The 16138-nt window shown below is 29.2% G+C and carries 11 protein-coding genes; 8 read left to right on the forward strand and 3 right to left on the reverse strand.

All coding sequences use genetic code 11. From position 1 onward, the window contains the following. Window positions 1-95: 95 nt before the first annotated feature. Both glgP and TR13x_RS03770 read right to left on the reverse strand, forming a co-directional pair. Window positions 96-1712: an alpha-glucan family phosphorylase gene (gene glgP / locus TR13x_RS03765; RefSeq protein ID WP_054870565.1), complete on the reverse strand. Its 1617-nt coding sequence runs from the start codon at window positions 1710-1712 to the stop codon at window positions 96-98. A gap of 2 nt (window positions 1713-1714) precedes the next feature. Next, window positions 1715-4027 (reverse strand): glycoside hydrolase family 65 protein, encoded by a 2313-nt coding sequence (locus TR13x_RS03770; RefSeq protein ID WP_054870566.1) that lies wholly within the window; start codon window positions 4025-4027, stop codon window positions 1715-1717. Window positions 4028-4274: 247 nt separating this feature from the next. Between TR13x_RS03770 and TR13x_RS03775 the strand changes: the two genes are divergently transcribed. Genes TR13x_RS03775 through TR13x_RS03785 form a run of 3 tightly spaced genes read left to right on the forward strand, consistent with a single transcriptional unit; the run spans window position 4275 to window position 7215 of the window. Next, the gene (locus TR13x_RS03775) at window positions 4275-5285 is read left to right on the forward strand and encodes an HlyD family secretion protein (RefSeq protein WP_054870567.1); all 1011 of its coding nucleotides are present in this window, start codon (window positions 4275-4277) and stop codon (window positions 5283-5285) included. Next, complete coding sequence (locus TR13x_RS03780) at window positions 5282-6085, forward strand: ABC transporter ATP-binding protein (protein WP_054870568.1); 804 nt, start codon at window positions 5282-5284, stop codon at window positions 6083-6085. Before TR13x_RS03775 ends, TR13x_RS03780 begins: the two co-directional genes overlap by 4 nt. Next, a complete protein-coding gene (locus tag TR13x_RS03785; protein ID WP_054870569.1) occupies window positions 6082-7215 on the forward strand; it encodes an ABC transporter permease in 1134 nt (377 codons plus the stop codon). Before TR13x_RS03780 ends, TR13x_RS03785 begins: the two co-directional genes overlap by 4 nt. 95 nt (window positions 7216-7310) lie before the next feature. Here TR13x_RS03785 and TR13x_RS03790 read toward each other — a convergent pair whose 3' ends face one another. Beyond that, window positions 7311-8720, reverse strand: a complete 1410-nt coding sequence (locus TR13x_RS03790; RefSeq protein WP_054870570.1) for a M23 family metallopeptidase — start codon at window positions 8718-8720, stop codon at window positions 7311-7313. Between the two features lie 204 nt (window positions 8721-8924). On the opposite strand from TR13x_RS03790, the gene TR13x_RS03795 reads away from it, so the two are divergent. From TR13x_RS03795 to TR13x_RS03815, 5 genes are all read left to right on the forward strand, one after another. Beyond that, window positions 8925-10244: a tetratricopeptide repeat protein gene (locus TR13x_RS03795; RefSeq protein WP_152912109.1), complete on the forward strand. Its 1320-nt coding sequence runs from the start codon at window positions 8925-8927 to the stop codon at window positions 10242-10244. Between the two features lie 315 nt (window positions 10245-10559). After that, window positions 10560-11585, forward strand: a complete 1026-nt coding sequence (locus TR13x_RS03800; protein WP_054870572.1) for a lysylphosphatidylglycerol synthase transmembrane domain-containing protein — start codon at window positions 10560-10562, stop codon at window positions 11583-11585. 151 nt (window positions 11586-11736) lie between these two features. After that, complete coding sequence (locus TR13x_RS03805) at window positions 11737-12447, forward strand: ABC transporter ATP-binding protein (RefSeq protein ID WP_054870573.1); 711 nt, start codon at window positions 11737-11739, stop codon at window positions 12445-12447. Further along, window positions 12447-14798 (forward strand): ABC transporter permease, encoded by a 2352-nt coding sequence (locus tag TR13x_RS03810; protein ID WP_054870574.1) that lies wholly within the window; start codon window positions 12447-12449, stop codon window positions 14796-14798. Before TR13x_RS03805 ends, TR13x_RS03810 begins: the two co-directional genes overlap by 1 nt. A 13-nt stretch (window positions 14799-14811) precedes the next feature. Beyond that, window positions 14812-16047 (forward strand): efflux RND transporter periplasmic adaptor subunit, encoded by a 1236-nt coding sequence (locus tag TR13x_RS03815; protein ID WP_054870575.1) that lies wholly within the window; start codon window positions 14812-14814, stop codon window positions 16045-16047. Window positions 16048-16138 lie beyond the last annotated feature (91 nt).

Genomic DNA, 16138 nt, shown 5'->3' on the forward strand with positions numbered 1-16138 from the left:
TTTAATATTATTATATAATTAAGTTTGTTCTAATGTATGACATTTTTTCTAGAGTTAAATTTGATAAATAAAAAAGGCGGCTAAAGCCACCTTTTCTATCTAATGTACATTTTTTCATAATATTCTTCAAGCATTCTCTTAACTGCAAACTTATCCTTTGTACTAAGAACACTATTTCTCATCATTTCTATCCACTTTTCGCGATTGTTATAATAAGTAGGAATAACTTCTTCTAATAGAACTTTATATAGAGCTTTTAAATCATGAGCATCTAGCTTAGCTTCATCTTCACTTTCAAAACCGTCACCAAACTGCCATCCGTTTACGCCATGATTACAAGCTTCAGGCCACCATCCATCTAAAATACTTAAATTCAATACACCGTTCATTGCTGCTTTCATACCAGAAGTACCGCTAGCTTCTTTTGGTCTTCTAGGGTTGTTTAACCAAACATCTGAGCCTCTAGTCAACATTTTACCTATAGTCATATCATAATTTTCTAAAAATACAACAGAGTTAGGATATTTTTTTGTCATTTTAACAATGTTTTCTACTATTTTCTTTCCTGTATCATCTAGTGGATGAGCTTTTCCTGAGAAAACTATCTGTATTTTGCCTTCTTCTAAAAGTGGAGAAATTACTTTTTCATCAGTAAATATGAAGTTACTACGCTTATAAGGAGCTGCGCGTCTTGAGAAACCTATAAGCAACTTATCTGCATCAAGTTTAACCCCATTTCTTTCTTCTATGAATTCAATTAATTTTCTTTTGTTATCCATATGGATTTCCCAAAGATCGCCGTCATTTTCTGCAGCATCAATCATTCTTTCATCTACCCAAGTTGGAAGATGTATTGCATTTGTTATACCTATAATTTCTGATCTGTCATCTATATGAGCCCACATTTTATTTGCAGTTTGACAGTGAAGCTGTGCAACTGCATTTGAAATACGTGAAATTCTTAAAGCAGCAACAGTCATATTAAAAGGAGCTCCACCAATTCTAACCATCTGCTCTAAAGTTAATCCGTTATTGGCACCCATATACATTAATCTGTCTAAATAATGAGACTCATTTCCTTGAATAATTGGAGTATGTGTAGTAAAAACTATTTCTTCTCTGGAAGCTTTTAATGCATCTTCAAAAGACATACCTTTTTCCATTTTTTCTCTTATAAGCTCAAGTCCAGCAAAAACTGCATGACCTTCGTTAAAATGGTAAACATCAATATCAATACCTAGTGCTCTTAATGCTCTAACTCCACCAATTCCTAATACCATTTCTTGAGCTATTCTTTCTTCACCAAACCACCCATAAAGCTGACCTGTTATCCAAGCATCTTCATTTTCAGGAAGGTCAGTATCTAATAAGTAAAGAGGTGCATTACCAAAGTTTTCTACTTTCCAAACCTTACACACAACATCTCTTTGGCGAATTTTAACTGTTACTTTTACTCCTGTATCTTCCATGAAATCATATTCGTAGTTATGGTATGCATCATATGGACGACCATCTTCTCCAATCATTTGATCAGTATATCCTTGTTTCCATTTGATACCTATACCAATAATAGGGAATTCATGATCTTTAGCTCCTTTTAGATAATCCCCCGCTAGTATACCTAATCCTCCTGCATAAGTTCTTAAAGAAGTATCTAGACCGTATTCCATACAAAAATATGCTACCTTAGGTAATTCTTTTGTATTTAACATAATTAAGCCCCCTTTTTAATATTAATCGTTATTTTACTATCAGCTGGTATAGTATATTCTTTATTATATACTCTTAAAGTAAACACATCGCCTTCTTCTTGTTCAATTGTTATTATTTCCTTATCTACAGTTACTTTAAGTAGATGCTCTCTAAATATTATCTTAAATGAATATTTATTCCATGCTTTTGGAATGAAAGGCGAAAAACTAAGTATTCCATCTTTAATTCTCATTCCAGCAAATCCATGAACTATTGCAAGCCAACTTCCAGACATACTAGTTATATGAAGCCCATCATCGGTATCTTTGTTATAGTTATCTAGGTCTAACCTTGCTGTTCTTAAATATAGTTCATATGCTTTTTCTTCATAACCAATTTCACTAGCTATAATTGAGTATATACATGGTGATAATGACGATTCATGTACAGTTTTTGGTTCATAGAAATCAAAATTTCTTTTCTTAGTTTCTAAATCAAATCTGTCATTTAAGAAATATAACCCTTGTATTACGTCTGCTTGTTTAATAAAACAAGAACGTAATATTCTATCCCATGACCAATGCTTATTTATTGGCAATTCCTCTTTTGGAATATCATTAACAGTAAGAAGTTCTTTATCCATGTAGCCATCCTGCTGCTCAAATACTTTTAATGATTCTACATATGGATAATACATTTTATCTATTATATCTTGCCATTTTTCTAATTCTTCATCTTGTAACTTAAGTTTATTTTTTAATTCTTCAAATCTATCAGGATGTTCATTTTTTATATATTTCATAACCTCTAGAGTATATTCCAAATTCCATGCAGCCATTGTATTTGTATACCAGTTATTATTTACATTGTTTTCGTATTCGTTAGGGCCTGTAACTCCTAAAATCATATATTTATCTTTTCTAGGGTTATAATTAACTCTATCAGCCCAGAATCTGCTTGTTTCAACTAATACTTCAAATCCATAATCTAAAAGGTATTGTTTATCATCAGTATATCTTACATAATTAAATATTGCATATGATATAGCTGCATTTCTATGAATTTCTTCAAAGGTTATTTCCCATTCATTATGACATTCTTCTCCATTCATAGTAACCATAGGATAAAGAGCTCCATTTAGACCTAGCTTTCTAGCATTTTCTTTTGCTTTTTCTAAATGATTGTATCTATATATAAGTAAATTCCTAGCTATGCTTTGGTCACTGGTACTTAGGTAGAATGGAAAACAGAATGCTTCTGTGTCCCAATAAGTGCTGCCACCATACTTTTCACCAGTAAAACCTTTTGGTCCTATATTAAGTCTAGGGTCATGACCAGTATAAGTTTGATTTAGTTGAAAAATATTAAATCTAATTCCTTGTTGTGCTTTGACATCACCTTCGATTACTACATCACTTTCTTTCCAAATACGTTCCCAAGCTAAGATATGTTCATTTAATAGAACGTCAAATCCTTTTGAATATGCATTATTAACTTTTTTAATTGCTTCAGATTCGATATTTTCAGTATCATAATCTCGATTTGTTGTAACTGAGATGTACTTATACAATGTATAGGTTTTTCCTTTAGAAGCTGTAAAAAATACTTTGTTTCCAACGTATTTTTCCTTTTCTATAAGTTCAACCTTGTTGGCAGTATTGTTACCATCTTCTTTTATGTCGTATTTCATTGCACAAGTTACATGAAAATCTAGTTTTTTTGTTTTCATGGTTAGAAAGCCTTGTCCTACATCAACAGATTTATTAACTTCCAGCCAGAATTTTTCATTATAATTGGAATCTTCGTTTGATACATCACCATCAAGATACGGGATTAAAGAGATATCAGCATCATGATTTAATGGAGTAATACTGTAAGATATAGCTGCTATTTCTAACTCTGACATACTTAAAAATCTTTTTACTTCGATTTTAGTTTCTCTATTTTTAGAGTCTATTATAGTAAAGCTTCTTAAGAGATAACCATTTTTCATATTAAGTATGCGCTTAAAGTCTCTAACTTTGACTTTAGCTAAATCAATATTTACTCCATTTATTAATACTTTTATACCTATGAAGTTTGTAGCATTTAGTACTTTAGCAAAGTATTCTGGATATCCGTTTTTCCACCAGCCTACTTTAGTTTTATCTGGATAATATACTCCTGCTATATATGTACCTTGCAGAGTATCGCCTGAGTAATCTTCTTCGAAATTTCCTCTAATACCCATATGACCATTTCCAAGACTCATTATGCTTTCATATATTCTGTTTTCTTCTGGGTGTAAATTTTCTTCTATGATGTTCCATTCATCAATTTTAAAGTACTGTTTCATTATTTCACCTGCCTTCTATAAAATACAAATGCAAACGGTTGCACAACAAACAAAAAATAAAAGCCTTCAATTAAATTATATCAGATATAATAAAAAATTTTAAGATTTATTAGAAAATAAATTTAGAAAAAAGTTAGCTTAATTTGACTAATATATATTTTGGAATATAATTATCAATATAATATGCTTTTATGAGTGTTAAAAATTCTAACAACGTATAAAAATATAATATTTAAGGGGGATTTAGATGAAAGCGAGATTTTTATTATTTACTATTTTGCTTACATTTTTTCTTGCAGGTTGCAATATACAAGAAAGTAATGAGCTTGTTTATACAGGTTTTATAGAAGGAGATGAAGTAGATATAAGTACTGAAGTAAGTGGAGTTTTAAATGAAGTTCTAGTTCACGAAGGAGAAGCAATAAAAGAAGGAGACTTAATTGCTAAGGTTGATATAAAAAGTTTAAATTTGCAGCTTAAACAACTAGAAGCTGAATTGAAAATAGCAGAAGCACAGCTTGATAAAATAAAAGCAGGAGCAAGAAGTGAAGAAATAAGAAAAGCCGAAGTTAGCTTAGAAGAAGTTAAAGTACTGTTAGAAGGTGCTAAGAAAGAGTATGACTATAGGTTACAAAATTATAATAAAATAAAAGACCTTTATAAAAATTCTGGTGCATCTGAGCAGCAAGTAAGGGATGCAAAGTCCTTATTAGATAGTTCATATACAAATGTTCAGAGTTTAGAGAAGAAATATTTACAGGCAAAGACACAGTTAGATTTATTATTGAATGGACCTACTGTAGAGGAATTAAATATGGCAAAGGCAAAGGTTGAAAGCATAAATGCACAGATAGAACTTTTGAAATATCAAATTTCAAAAGGAGATATAGTTTCAACTGTAGATGGAGTTATACAGACAGTAAACTATAATAAAGGAGAATTAGTATCTGTAGGTAGTAATATAGCCACAATTGTTGATTTAAACAACCTCTGGGTTAAGGTTTACGTTCCTCAAAAGGAGCTACACAGAGTTTCATTAAACCAAGAAGCACTGCTTACATTAGATTATAAAGATAAGAAAATTAGAGGTAAGGTTGTATATATCTCTCCAGAAGCTGAATTTACACCTAAAAATGTTGAATCAAAAGAAAGTAAGGAAGAACTTGTTTTTGCAGTGAAGATTAAGTTAATAGATAAACCTTTTGAATTAAAGCCGGGTATGCTTGTAGATGTTCATTTGGATGGTGACGTGAAATGACAGAAGAGTTTGCAGTATTGACAAAGAATCTAACAAAAAAGTTTAAAGGGGTTACAGCTGTTGATAAGATAAATTTAAAAATTCCAAAGGGGAAAATATATGGTTTGTTAGGTCCAAATGGAGCTGGAAAATCTACAACGATAAGAATGCTATGTGGAGTTATAACACCATCTAGTGGAGAAGGTAAAGTATTAGGTTTTGATATATATAGAGAATCTGAAAAAATAAAGCATAATATAGGTTATATGTCTCAGAAATTTAGTTTATATGAAGACCTTACAGTGTTAGAAAATTTGTCTTTTTATGCAAGTATTTATTCACTACCTAAAAAGGTTAAGAACGAGAGAATGGCAGAGCTAATAAAAATGGCTGGACTTGAAGGTAAAGAAAAAACATTGGCAGCACATCTTTCAGGTGGTTGGAAACAGAGATTAGCTTTAGGTTGTGCACTAATACACAAGCCAAAGCTGTTAGTTCTCGACGAGCCTACTGCAGGTGTTGATCCAGTTTCAAGAAGAGTATTTTGGGAACTTATTTATAAATTAGCTGAGCAGGGTATAACAATTTTGGTTACAACTCATTATATGGATGAAGCCGAAAGCTGTGATGAAATAGCTTTTATATTTAGTGGTAAGATATTAGCTACTGGTACTCCAAAAGAAATTATTAAAATTAGAAATGTTAAAAATTTAGAAGATGCTTTTATAAGCTATGTAGAAGAAGAAACTGGACAGAAAGTAAGTTCATCCTTTAACGAGATGAGATTTATCCATGGTGGGGAAGTGGGTGAAAGAAAGTGAGTTTAAATAGATTATTATCGATAGTAAAAAAGGAGTTTATACATATAAAAAGAGACAAAGCAAGTCTAGGAATTGCATTAATTATGCCTGTTATGTTTATGCTCATTTTTGGATATGCGGTAAATACTGACGTTGAGGATATAAGTATGGCAGTATACGATCAAGATAAAACCCAAGAAAGTAGGGCGCTTATAGAAAAATTTGCACAGTCAAATTACTTTATACCTAATATTTATGTAAATAGTATTAAAAAAATTGAAAGGCTAATTGATTCTGGAGATGTAAAGTCTGCAATAATAATACCATCAGGTTTTTCAAAAGAATTAAAAAGAGGTAAAAGTCCTCAAGTACAGTTGATTATTGATGGAACTGACCCTACAGTTGCTAGAACAGCACTTCAAAGTGGGCTATTGATTTCAAAGATTTATTCGATTAAATTACAGCAGAAAAATTCAAAACTCAAAGGAATGACGGAACAGATTTTAGGTGGAATAGATATGAGAACTAGGGTATGGTACAATCCAAATCTAGAGACTCCCAAATTTACCATCCCTGGACTTATAGGACTTATTATGCAAAACATAACAGTGATGCTGACGGCATTTGCACTTGTAAGAGAAAAAGAAAAGGGAACTATAGAGCAGTTAATTGTAACTCCTGTTAAATCTTGGGAGCTAATATTAGGTAAGATGATACCATACATTCTTATTGGTTCATCTGAATTCTTAATAGCACTATTCTTTGGTACGTATTGGTTTAATGTACCTGTACGAGGTAATTTACTGCTATTAATTGCATTAGGATTTGGTTTTGTTATATGTGCATTGGCTATTGGAATGCTTGTATCTACTGTTGCAAAAAATCAGCTTCAAGCCATGCAGATGGCTTTTCTATTTTTACTACCTAGCGTATTGTTATCTGGGTTTGTTTTTCCAAGGGAGGCTATGCCTAAGATAATTCAGTTTATTGGCTATTTTATACCACTTACATATTTTTTAAAGATTTTAAGAGGTATAATATTAAAGGGAATAGGCATGGATTACTTATGGAGAGAAGTAATTATTTTATCTACAATGGGTATTTTGCTTTTACTTGTTGCATCATTTAGATTTAAGAAGAAATTAGATTAAAAAAGGAAAGTTTTTAAACTTTCCTTTTTTCTCAAAAATTTTCACCTAGTTTTTTAACTAAACTCTTTCAAGCATTCACTTTTATTTTCATATATTTATTTACCATAGTAGCTTTTTAAAAACTTTATTGGATCTAATAGTTTTCCATTTTTATGCACTTCAAAGTGAACGTGGGGGCCAGTGCTTCTGCCTGTGTTGCCAGATAATGCTATTTTTTGTCTTTTACCAACTCTATCCCCTTTTTTAACAAGTAATTTGCTATTGTGTGCATAATATGTTTTGTATCCGTTCTCATGGTCAATTATTACAATCTTACCATAACCAGATTTCCAGCCAGAATAAGCAACAACACCAGGCATTATTGAATATACTGGTGTTCCGAGTGGAACGCCTGTATCTATACCATCATGATGCCTTCCCCATCTCATACCAAATCTTGAAGTAACTATACCCTTACCTTCAGGTAAATATGCAGCTAATAAATTATCTTCTGGTAATCTTTTAGTACCTTGAACTACTATTTTTATTTCAGGTTCTTTTAAAACTTTTTCAGATAATACTTCTTTACTATCAACTTGCCCGTTAATGGTTATTATTTTTTCAGTTACCTCTTTCTTTCCTAATTTACCATTTTTCTTAACTAAGTATATATTTCTATAAATACTTGGGTCTTTTTTTACTACTACTTTATATAGAATGTTTTTTTCGTAAGTTTTAGTATAATCAGCTACAACAGTTAAAAAAGGTTTTGGTACAATTAGATTGATTTTATCCCCAATATGTATTAGTTCAGGATTTATATTTGGATTAGCTTTGACAATGTCGTTGACTGACATTTTAAAGTTTTTTGCTATTGTCCAAAGATTATCGCCCTTTTTAACTTCATATATTTTCTCTTCAGTTGTACCATTGAGAAGATATTTGATAGTATCTTCATAACTAAGTATTTTGTCTGGGCTTGTTTTTACAGGAATAATTTTTACATCTTCTATTATGTTTACGCTGTTAAGTATAATCTTATCATTATTTGTATCAGGTATGTACATTGATTTAATGTCGTCTAATATTTTTTGAGCTTCTTCTTTAGTGCTAAGATATACTACTTTTTCATCATTTATAGATATACAGTAACTTTCTATTTCGTATTTTAAGTTATCAATAATCTTTTTTTTGAGTGTGTCTAAAGGTGTTATTTCATTATTATTTATAGAAACTTCGGTGAAAGAGAATTTGTTATTGTCAATGTATATTTCTGTATTATCTATTTGTTCAATTTCTTCTTTTATTTTATTAACCAAATTATTTATAATATCTTTATTTTTTACAAATCCAATGCTTATATTATTCATAGAAACTTTAAAAGCAGTAACGTTTTGGTTTGCTGAAACAGTTACAGGATTATTATTATTTTTAACTGTGATGGTAAATATTAAGGCCAGAGATATAAATGTTAAAATAGAAGTGATTATAATATTTCTTTTGTTTACAAATAACTTAGAAAACATACCAATACTCCACTCCCCCACATAATATACTAACAATTATATTTTATCAGAAAAATTTGGCAAGATAAAGGACAAGTAATAGTATTTACACTTAAAAACATAAATGATACACTAGTAAAATAGTTATCTAATTATAAATAAGGGTAAATTAATAATATATAAGTCTGAATTATAGACTATGAAGGGATTGATAGAGTGTACATTTTGGAAGATACCATTTTACCTACTCATGAGAAAATTAAGGCAATAAGAAAGTTTTTGAAGATTAATCAAAAAGAGTTGGCAGGAGATGGTATTGACAGAAGTTTAATTAGCTATATAGAGAATGGGAAAGTTAAACTAAGCAATGAAACTGCTAGAGTTCTAGCTAATAATTTAAAAAAGATATTGCAAAGAAAAAATTTAGACTATAAAGTTGATGCAGATTATCTTTTAGCGGATGAAAAAAAGCAGGTTTCTTATAAGTTAGATACGATTATAGAGAGTTTAAAAACTAAAATAAAAGATTCACCAGATGAGTTTTTAACAGATTTTGATATAGCTGAAAAGTTATTAAGAAAATGGGATATTCCTTCCAAAAAAGCAGCTATTTATGATTTAGCTGGAGATTATTTTTATAATAAGCTAGATTATAGTAAAAGTAAATTCTATTATATGAAGGCTCTAGGCAATTATTTTAGATTAAAGGATTATACAAACTTAGCTAATGTCTGTTCAAAAGTAGGGAAATGTTTAATAAAAAAATCGGACTATGAAACAGCTATTAGTTTGAATGATTATGCGTTATCAATCATGGAAAATTTTGATATATCTGAAGAAAAACTAAAAAAACGAATACTATTCAATAATGCACTAGCTTTATATAAAATAAAATCATATGAAGAAAGTTTGAATTGTTTAAATAAGCTTATATCAGAATTTGAAATTTCGCAAAATTCTAACTATATGGATGTTTTGCAGTTAAAAGGAAATATTTTTACTAGAATTGGAAAGTACGAAGAAGGGCTTAAAATATATAAGCAGCTTTTAGATTTATCTAGGGTAAATAATAATTTAGAGAAAATGGCGTCAGCTTATAATAATATAGGTGAAGTATATTATAAGCTGAATTATGTTGAAAAATCAATTGAGTTTTTAGAGAAAAGTTTGGAAATAAGAAAAGAAATAAATAGTATATATTTAATTTCTACTATTAAATCTTTTATTGATAAATTATTTGAAATTGGTAAGTATAATAAAGCAAAAATGTATTTAATAGAATTATCAGATATTGCAAAGAATAAAGGGGATATGTCTTTATTAATAGAAACGTATTGTAAGCTGATAGATATTTTTATCGTGAGTTCAGTAAGTATAGATGATAAAAATATAATAGATGAGATAGTAAAATTTATAAAAGAGAATAAGAAAATAGAAAAATTAGAAAGATTAATTGTAAGATTATGTGGGTATCTTGTAGATAAGGACATTTACAAAATAAAAGAAATATTAATACAATCTGGATATGTCAAGGAAAATGAATAAATGGAAGGATGATATAAAGATGAAAAAGTTATTCATCATACTTACAATTGTTTTGACCTTGACTACTACAATTGCAGCTAGTGTAGGATATTGTGGTAGTTTAGATGATCCTGAGCCGTGGTCTGTACAATCAGGATAAACTCTCTAGAATTGATTCTGGAGGGTTTTTTAGATGGGAAAAATACAGCAACTTAGTTTAATATTTGAAATAATTGCAAAAAAGTTGTATATATTTTTAGAAAGTAATAAAATATATATAAATGGTTTAAAATGAAATTAGTACTAAGCTGGAAAACTAAAAGTTAGGAGAAGTCTATGAAAAGGCAAATCTTAAACTATCTTTTGGTAGCAATTTTAATAGTAATTACAATATCTTTAATATTGGGAGAAAATAGGATAACAGAAATACCTTTATTATTGCTAAAAATAAATAAAATATATCTTTTAATAGGTATATTATGTATGGTTTTATACTGGGCAATTGATGGATTGATAATATATTATTTAACAAAAATGATTAATTCGAAATCAAGTTTATTAAAATCGATAAAATTTACTATGATTGGGCAGTACTATAATAATATTACACCATTTTCAAGTGGTGGTCAGCCTGCTCAGGTTTATGTAATGGCTAATGAATCTATACCTATTGGAATATCAACATCTATTTTATTAGCCAAATTTATTATATTTCAAATTGTTGTAACATTATTTTCTGTATTTATGTTTGTTATTAAGATAGGTTTTATTTATAAAAATTTAAAAATGATATTGCCTTTTTTTGCAATAGGCATCATTATAAGGCTTTTTGGGACGATAGCTTTAATAACTTTATTTTTTAATCAAGACACTACTAAAAAGTTAATAAACGTTGTTCTACATTTACTACATAAAGTTAAAATTATAAAAAATTTAGAAAAGATAGTACTTAGTTTTGAAGAACATTTAAATGAATATATGATAGGTATCGATAAGATTAAGGAAAATAAAAGAATTTCATTAGAAATATCGTTCCTTACACTTATTCAAATAACCGTATACTTTAGTATAACTTACTTTATATATCTGTCTATGGGTTTTAATAAAGCTTCGCTTTTGGATATTATTTCAATACAGTCTCTATTAGATGTAGCAGTTTCATATATGCCTACTCCTGGTAGAATAGGAACTTCTGAAGGTGGATTTTATTTGTTTTTTAAAGGATTTTTTGGAGTAGCTATGCTGCCTTATGCTATATTCTTATGGAGGATGATAACGTATTATTTGAATGTAATAATAGGTGGAATAATTACTTTAGCGGATTATTTGAAGCGAAAAAACAATAGAGCTTTTTCTGATTAAAGCTGAGAGGATAATCTTTCAGCTTTTACTTTCTTTTCCTGTTATTCTGATATAGATTTAAAATATAGTTGTATTTATAAAAAAATGGGTATACAATTTATATGAATATATGAATATATATTCATACGAAAATAGGTAAAGGGGTGAGAGAATGCATAATGAAATAATTATGAAAGTAAGAAATTTGAGCAAGTTTTATCAAATGGGAGAAGTTCAAGTAAAAGCCCTTCAGGATGTATCTTTCGATATTTATGAGGGAGAATTTGTAGTAATTTTAGGTCCAAGTGGTTCGGGTAAAAGTACTCTATTAAACATACTGGGGGGGATGGATAAGCCGACAGAAGGTGAAGTTTTCTTAAGAGAAGTAGAGATTACTAGTTTTAATGAGAAACAGTTGACTGAATACAGAAGAGAGAAAATAGGCTTTGTGTTTCAATTTTATAATTTAATGTCTAATTTAACAGCTAAAGAGAATGTTGAATTAGCTACAGAAATCTGTAGTAGACCTTTAGATATTGACCAAATATTAGATGATGTAGGCCTTGGAGATAGGAAAAATCATTTTCCATCACAAATGAGTGGAGGAGAACAACAAAGAGTTGCAATTGCAAGAGCAGTTGCTAAAAATCCATTAATTTTATTATGTGATGAGCCAACAGGTGCATTAGATTTCAAAACAGGAATATCAATTCTTTCACTATTAAATAAAGTTAATAAAACTTATAAAAAGACAGTTATAGTTATAACTCACAACTCACCGATTGCTAACATGGCTGATAGAGTAATAAGAATGAGAAGTGGAAAAATTTTAGAAAATAAAGTTAATCCTAATCCAGTTGAACCTGAAAGGATTGAATGGTAATGAAAAGACTTAACTTAAAGCTTTTAAGAAGCATTAAAAATTCAAAAGGGCAGTTTATTGCTGTAACTTTAGTTATTATTGTTGGACTTACAGTATATACAGCTCTAAGCATGGCAGCAGTAAATTTAGAAAGTACCATAAATTATTACTATGATATAACTAATTTTGCGGACTTATATGTACAGGTAGTTAAAGTACCAGAAAAAGCTATTGAAAAACTTAAAAAGATGAATGACATTGAATTTGCAGAAGGAAGGATAGTATTTGATGTACCTATAAAGGTAAAAGATAAAGATGAAAAAGTAAAGGTTAGGATAATTTCCAAGCCAAGTGATTTTAATGGAATCAATTTACTTTATATGATGAGAGGAGAAAATATTGATAATAAATATAAAGACTGTTTAGTGATAAAGCAATTTGCAGATGCTCGAAAAATCGAATTAGGAGATATCTTAAAGCCACAAATATCAGGTAAAACTTATAATTTATCTGTGAAGGGCGTAGTAAGCAGTCCTGAATATATTTATTTAATGGAAAATGAACAGAGTTTTTTACCTTCGCCAGATAAATTTGGAGTGATATATGTAACTAAAGAATTTGCACAAGATAGCTTTGGCTTTAGAGGAAACTATAACGAAATAATAATAAAAGCAAAAAAGGGAGCAAATATAAGCAGTTTAAAGAAAAAAATAGAGAATGAATTAGATAAATATGGGGTAAAAAGAATCATAACAAAAGATGAACAGCTAAGTAATTGGGCTGTTTCTGAAGAGATTAAGGGCTTAAGACAATCTTCAAGTACGGTTCCTTTAATATTTTTAGGGGTAGCTGCAATAATTATGGCTGTAATGTTGACAAGAATGGTAAGGGCAGAAAGAACGTCAATAGGAGTTCTGAAGGCTCTAGGATATACCAATATTCAGTTAATACTGCACTATACAAAATATTCATTATTGGTAGGCTTTATTGGTGCTGTATTTGGTGTCATTATAGGAACTATACTTTCAGGATATATGGCTAAGATGTATATTAAATTTTTTAATATACCAATGCTTAAGATGAATTTTTATTACAAATATATGGTATCAGCGGTTGTTATTTCAATGATTTTTTGTATCATAGCAGGATTATGGGGAGGAAGAAAAGTTCTAAAAATTTTTCCAGCAGAATCTATGAGGCCAGAACCACCAAAATCTGGCGGTAGAATTTTTATTGATAGAATAACTGTACTCTGGAGTAGATTGACATTTACATGGAAAATGGTGTTAAGAAATATATTCAGAAATAAGAAAAGATTTGTTTTTATAACTTTAGGTATTGCTCTTACTTATAGTGTGACATTTTTACCTTTAAGTGCTAAAGATGCTTTTATATCGATGTTCAATACACATTATGGTGAATTTCAGAAAATGGAGTATAATATAAGTTTTAGTAAGCCATTAAATAAAAAGGTTATAAAAGATATAAAAAACATTATAAAGGTAGACCATATTGAGCCCAAAATAGAATATCCGTTTGAAATCGAATATGGACACAAAAGTAAAGTAGTAAACATAATTGGGCTTCAAAAAGATACTAGATTTTATAAATTTACTGATATTGATGATGAGGTTATTTCTTTAAAAGATAGAGGTATTTTCTTAACTGAAGGATTAGCTAAGTATTTGGGGGTAGAAGTTGGAGATAAGGTAAAAATAAAGAACTTTATTCCAGACAAAGAAGATGTATATTTACGTGTTTCAGGCATAATAAAGCAATCACTCGGTATAAATGGGTATATGAATATAAATGAAATGGAAGAAAAACTAGTAGATGATAACATGATAACAGGTGTATATTTCAATTCAGATGATAATGTAAAGAGGAAGCTAGAGAATATGAGTAATATTACATCTATTCAATCTTTACAAGATATGAAAGATGTTTTTAAACAGTTTTTAGATTTAACCATGTATTCAGTTGGTTTAATGACACTTTTTGGTGGAGTTTTAGGTTTTGCTATAGTATACAATTCAACTGTGATGAGCATAAATGAAAGAAGATTAGAGTTTTCATCACTTAGAGTAATGGGATTTTCTAAAAGAGATATTTATAATATGATTTCAAGAGAAAATATGCTTATGACGATTTTGGGAATAATAATAGGATTGCCAATAGGTCAATATATGATAAGGATATTAGAAAATGTATATAGTACAGAAATGTATACTATGGATGTTCAAACTTCATTATTGACATATATAGAAGCTATTTTATTGACAATGCTATTTGTTACGTTAGCACAATTATTTACTCTAAGGAAAATTAACAGATTAGATTTTATCGAAGCATTGAAAAATAGAATTTCATAGAGGGGGTCTTGAAATGAAGAAAAAGGGTTTAATAATAGGTGTAGTAATTGTATTAGCTATTTCTGCTTTTGCTATTGCTAACTCAGTAGGAAAGGCTATAGAAGCAGAAGTATACAAAGTAAGTAAAGGTGATGTTGTTGAATATATTGATGAAACAGCACAAGTTAAGTCTGAGAGCGATAGAATGATATATTCAAAAATGATGGGTGATGTTGATGAAATTAAGGTTGAAGTAGGAGATAGAGTTAAAAAAGGTGATACATTAGTAATAATTAATACTGATAATATAGATCTTGAAATTAAAAGTTTAGAAGCTAAACTTAAAGCTTTAAAAGCAACATATAAAGAAGCTGTAAAAGGACCAGATAAGGAACTAATAAATCAAGCTGAAGCTAAAGTGCGCTTGGAAAAAATTTTATTAGATGAAGCTAATAGAAATTATGAGAATAGCAAAAAGTTATATGAAAGTGGTGCTATAAGTTTTGACCAATATAAAACTGCTCTCGATAATTTGAATTTACAGAAAGAATCATTACAAATAGCTGAAAATGAGCTTGAGCAAATAAAAAAAGGGGCATCTTCTAATATTAAAGAACAATATCTAGCTCAAATTAAAGAGTTAGAGTATCAAATAGATAAATTATATAGAACAAGAGATGATTATTTTATTAAATCACCAGTTGATGGGATGATATTAGACTTGAATATTAAAGAAGGAGATTATTTACAGATAGGAACTCCTGTATTGGAGATAGGAGATAATGAAAACATTTATTTACAGGCTGATGTGTTAGTAGATGAAATAGATAAAATAAATAAAGATACTCAGGTTATTGTTTATAGCGATGAACTTAATATAAACGGATCTGGAAAAGTAAAAAGAATATATCCGAAAGCATTTAGTAAAATATCTGACTTAGGTATAGAACAAAAAAGAGTAAAGGTTGATATAGATTTATTGTCAAAAATACCGACTTTAAAAGTTGGATATGAAGTAGATGTAAAATTTGTTGTAGATAAAAGACAAAATGTAATAGTTGTTCCAGAGAGTACAGTTTTTGACTTTGAGGGAGAAGATTATGTTTATGTAGTTGAACAGGATACAGCAAAATTAAGAAAGGTTAATTTAGGACTTAAGAATGATGATGTTGTAGAAGTTATTTCTGGTCTAAAAGAAGGTGACTTAGTAATATTATCACCAGGCAAGGAGATTAAAGAGGGGACAAAGATAAAGCAAAAAAAATTATAATCTGATAATCCCTAAGCAGTAATTTTGCTTAGGGGTTTGTTTTTTTCACGAAATGGTTGTATGATGAAATGATTATATAAGGATAGGTAAG

The organism is Caloranaerobacter sp. TR13 (assembly GCF_001316435.1).
Classification (GTDB): Bacteria; Bacillota; Clostridia; order Tissierellales; family Thermohalobacteraceae; genus Caloranaerobacter.

Bases quoted from the DNA above. Each gene is read 5' to 3' on its own strand.
- glgP (WP_054870565.1), bottom strand. From the start codon at position 1,712: ATGTTAAATACAAAAGAATTACCTAAGGTAGCATATTTTTGTATGGAA.
- TR13x_RS03770 (WP_054870566.1), bottom strand. From the start codon at position 4,027: ATGAAACAGTACTTTAAAATTGATGAATGGAACATCATAGAAGAAAAT.
- TR13x_RS03775 (WP_054870567.1), top strand. From the start codon at position 4,275: ATGAAAGCGAGATTTTTATTATTTACTATTTTGCTTACATTTTTTCTT.
- TR13x_RS03780 (WP_054870568.1), top strand. From the start codon at position 5,282: ATGACAGAAGAGTTTGCAGTATTGACAAAGAATCTAACAAAAAAGTTT.
- TR13x_RS03790 (WP_054870570.1), bottom strand. From the start codon at position 8,720: ATGTTTTCTAAGTTATTTGTAAACAAAAGAAATATTATAATCACTTCT.
- TR13x_RS03800 (WP_054870572.1), top strand. From the start codon at position 10,560: ATGAAAAGGCAAATCTTAAACTATCTTTTGGTAGCAATTTTAATAGTA.
- TR13x_RS03805 (WP_054870573.1), top strand. From the start codon at position 11,737: ATGCATAATGAAATAATTATGAAAGTAAGAAATTTGAGCAAGTTTTAT.
- TR13x_RS03810 (WP_054870574.1), top strand. From the start codon at position 12,447: ATGAAAAGACTTAACTTAAAGCTTTTAAGAAGCATTAAAAATTCAAAA.
- TR13x_RS03815 (WP_054870575.1), top strand. From the start codon at position 14,812: ATGAAGAAAAAGGGTTTAATAATAGGTGTAGTAATTGTATTAGCTATT.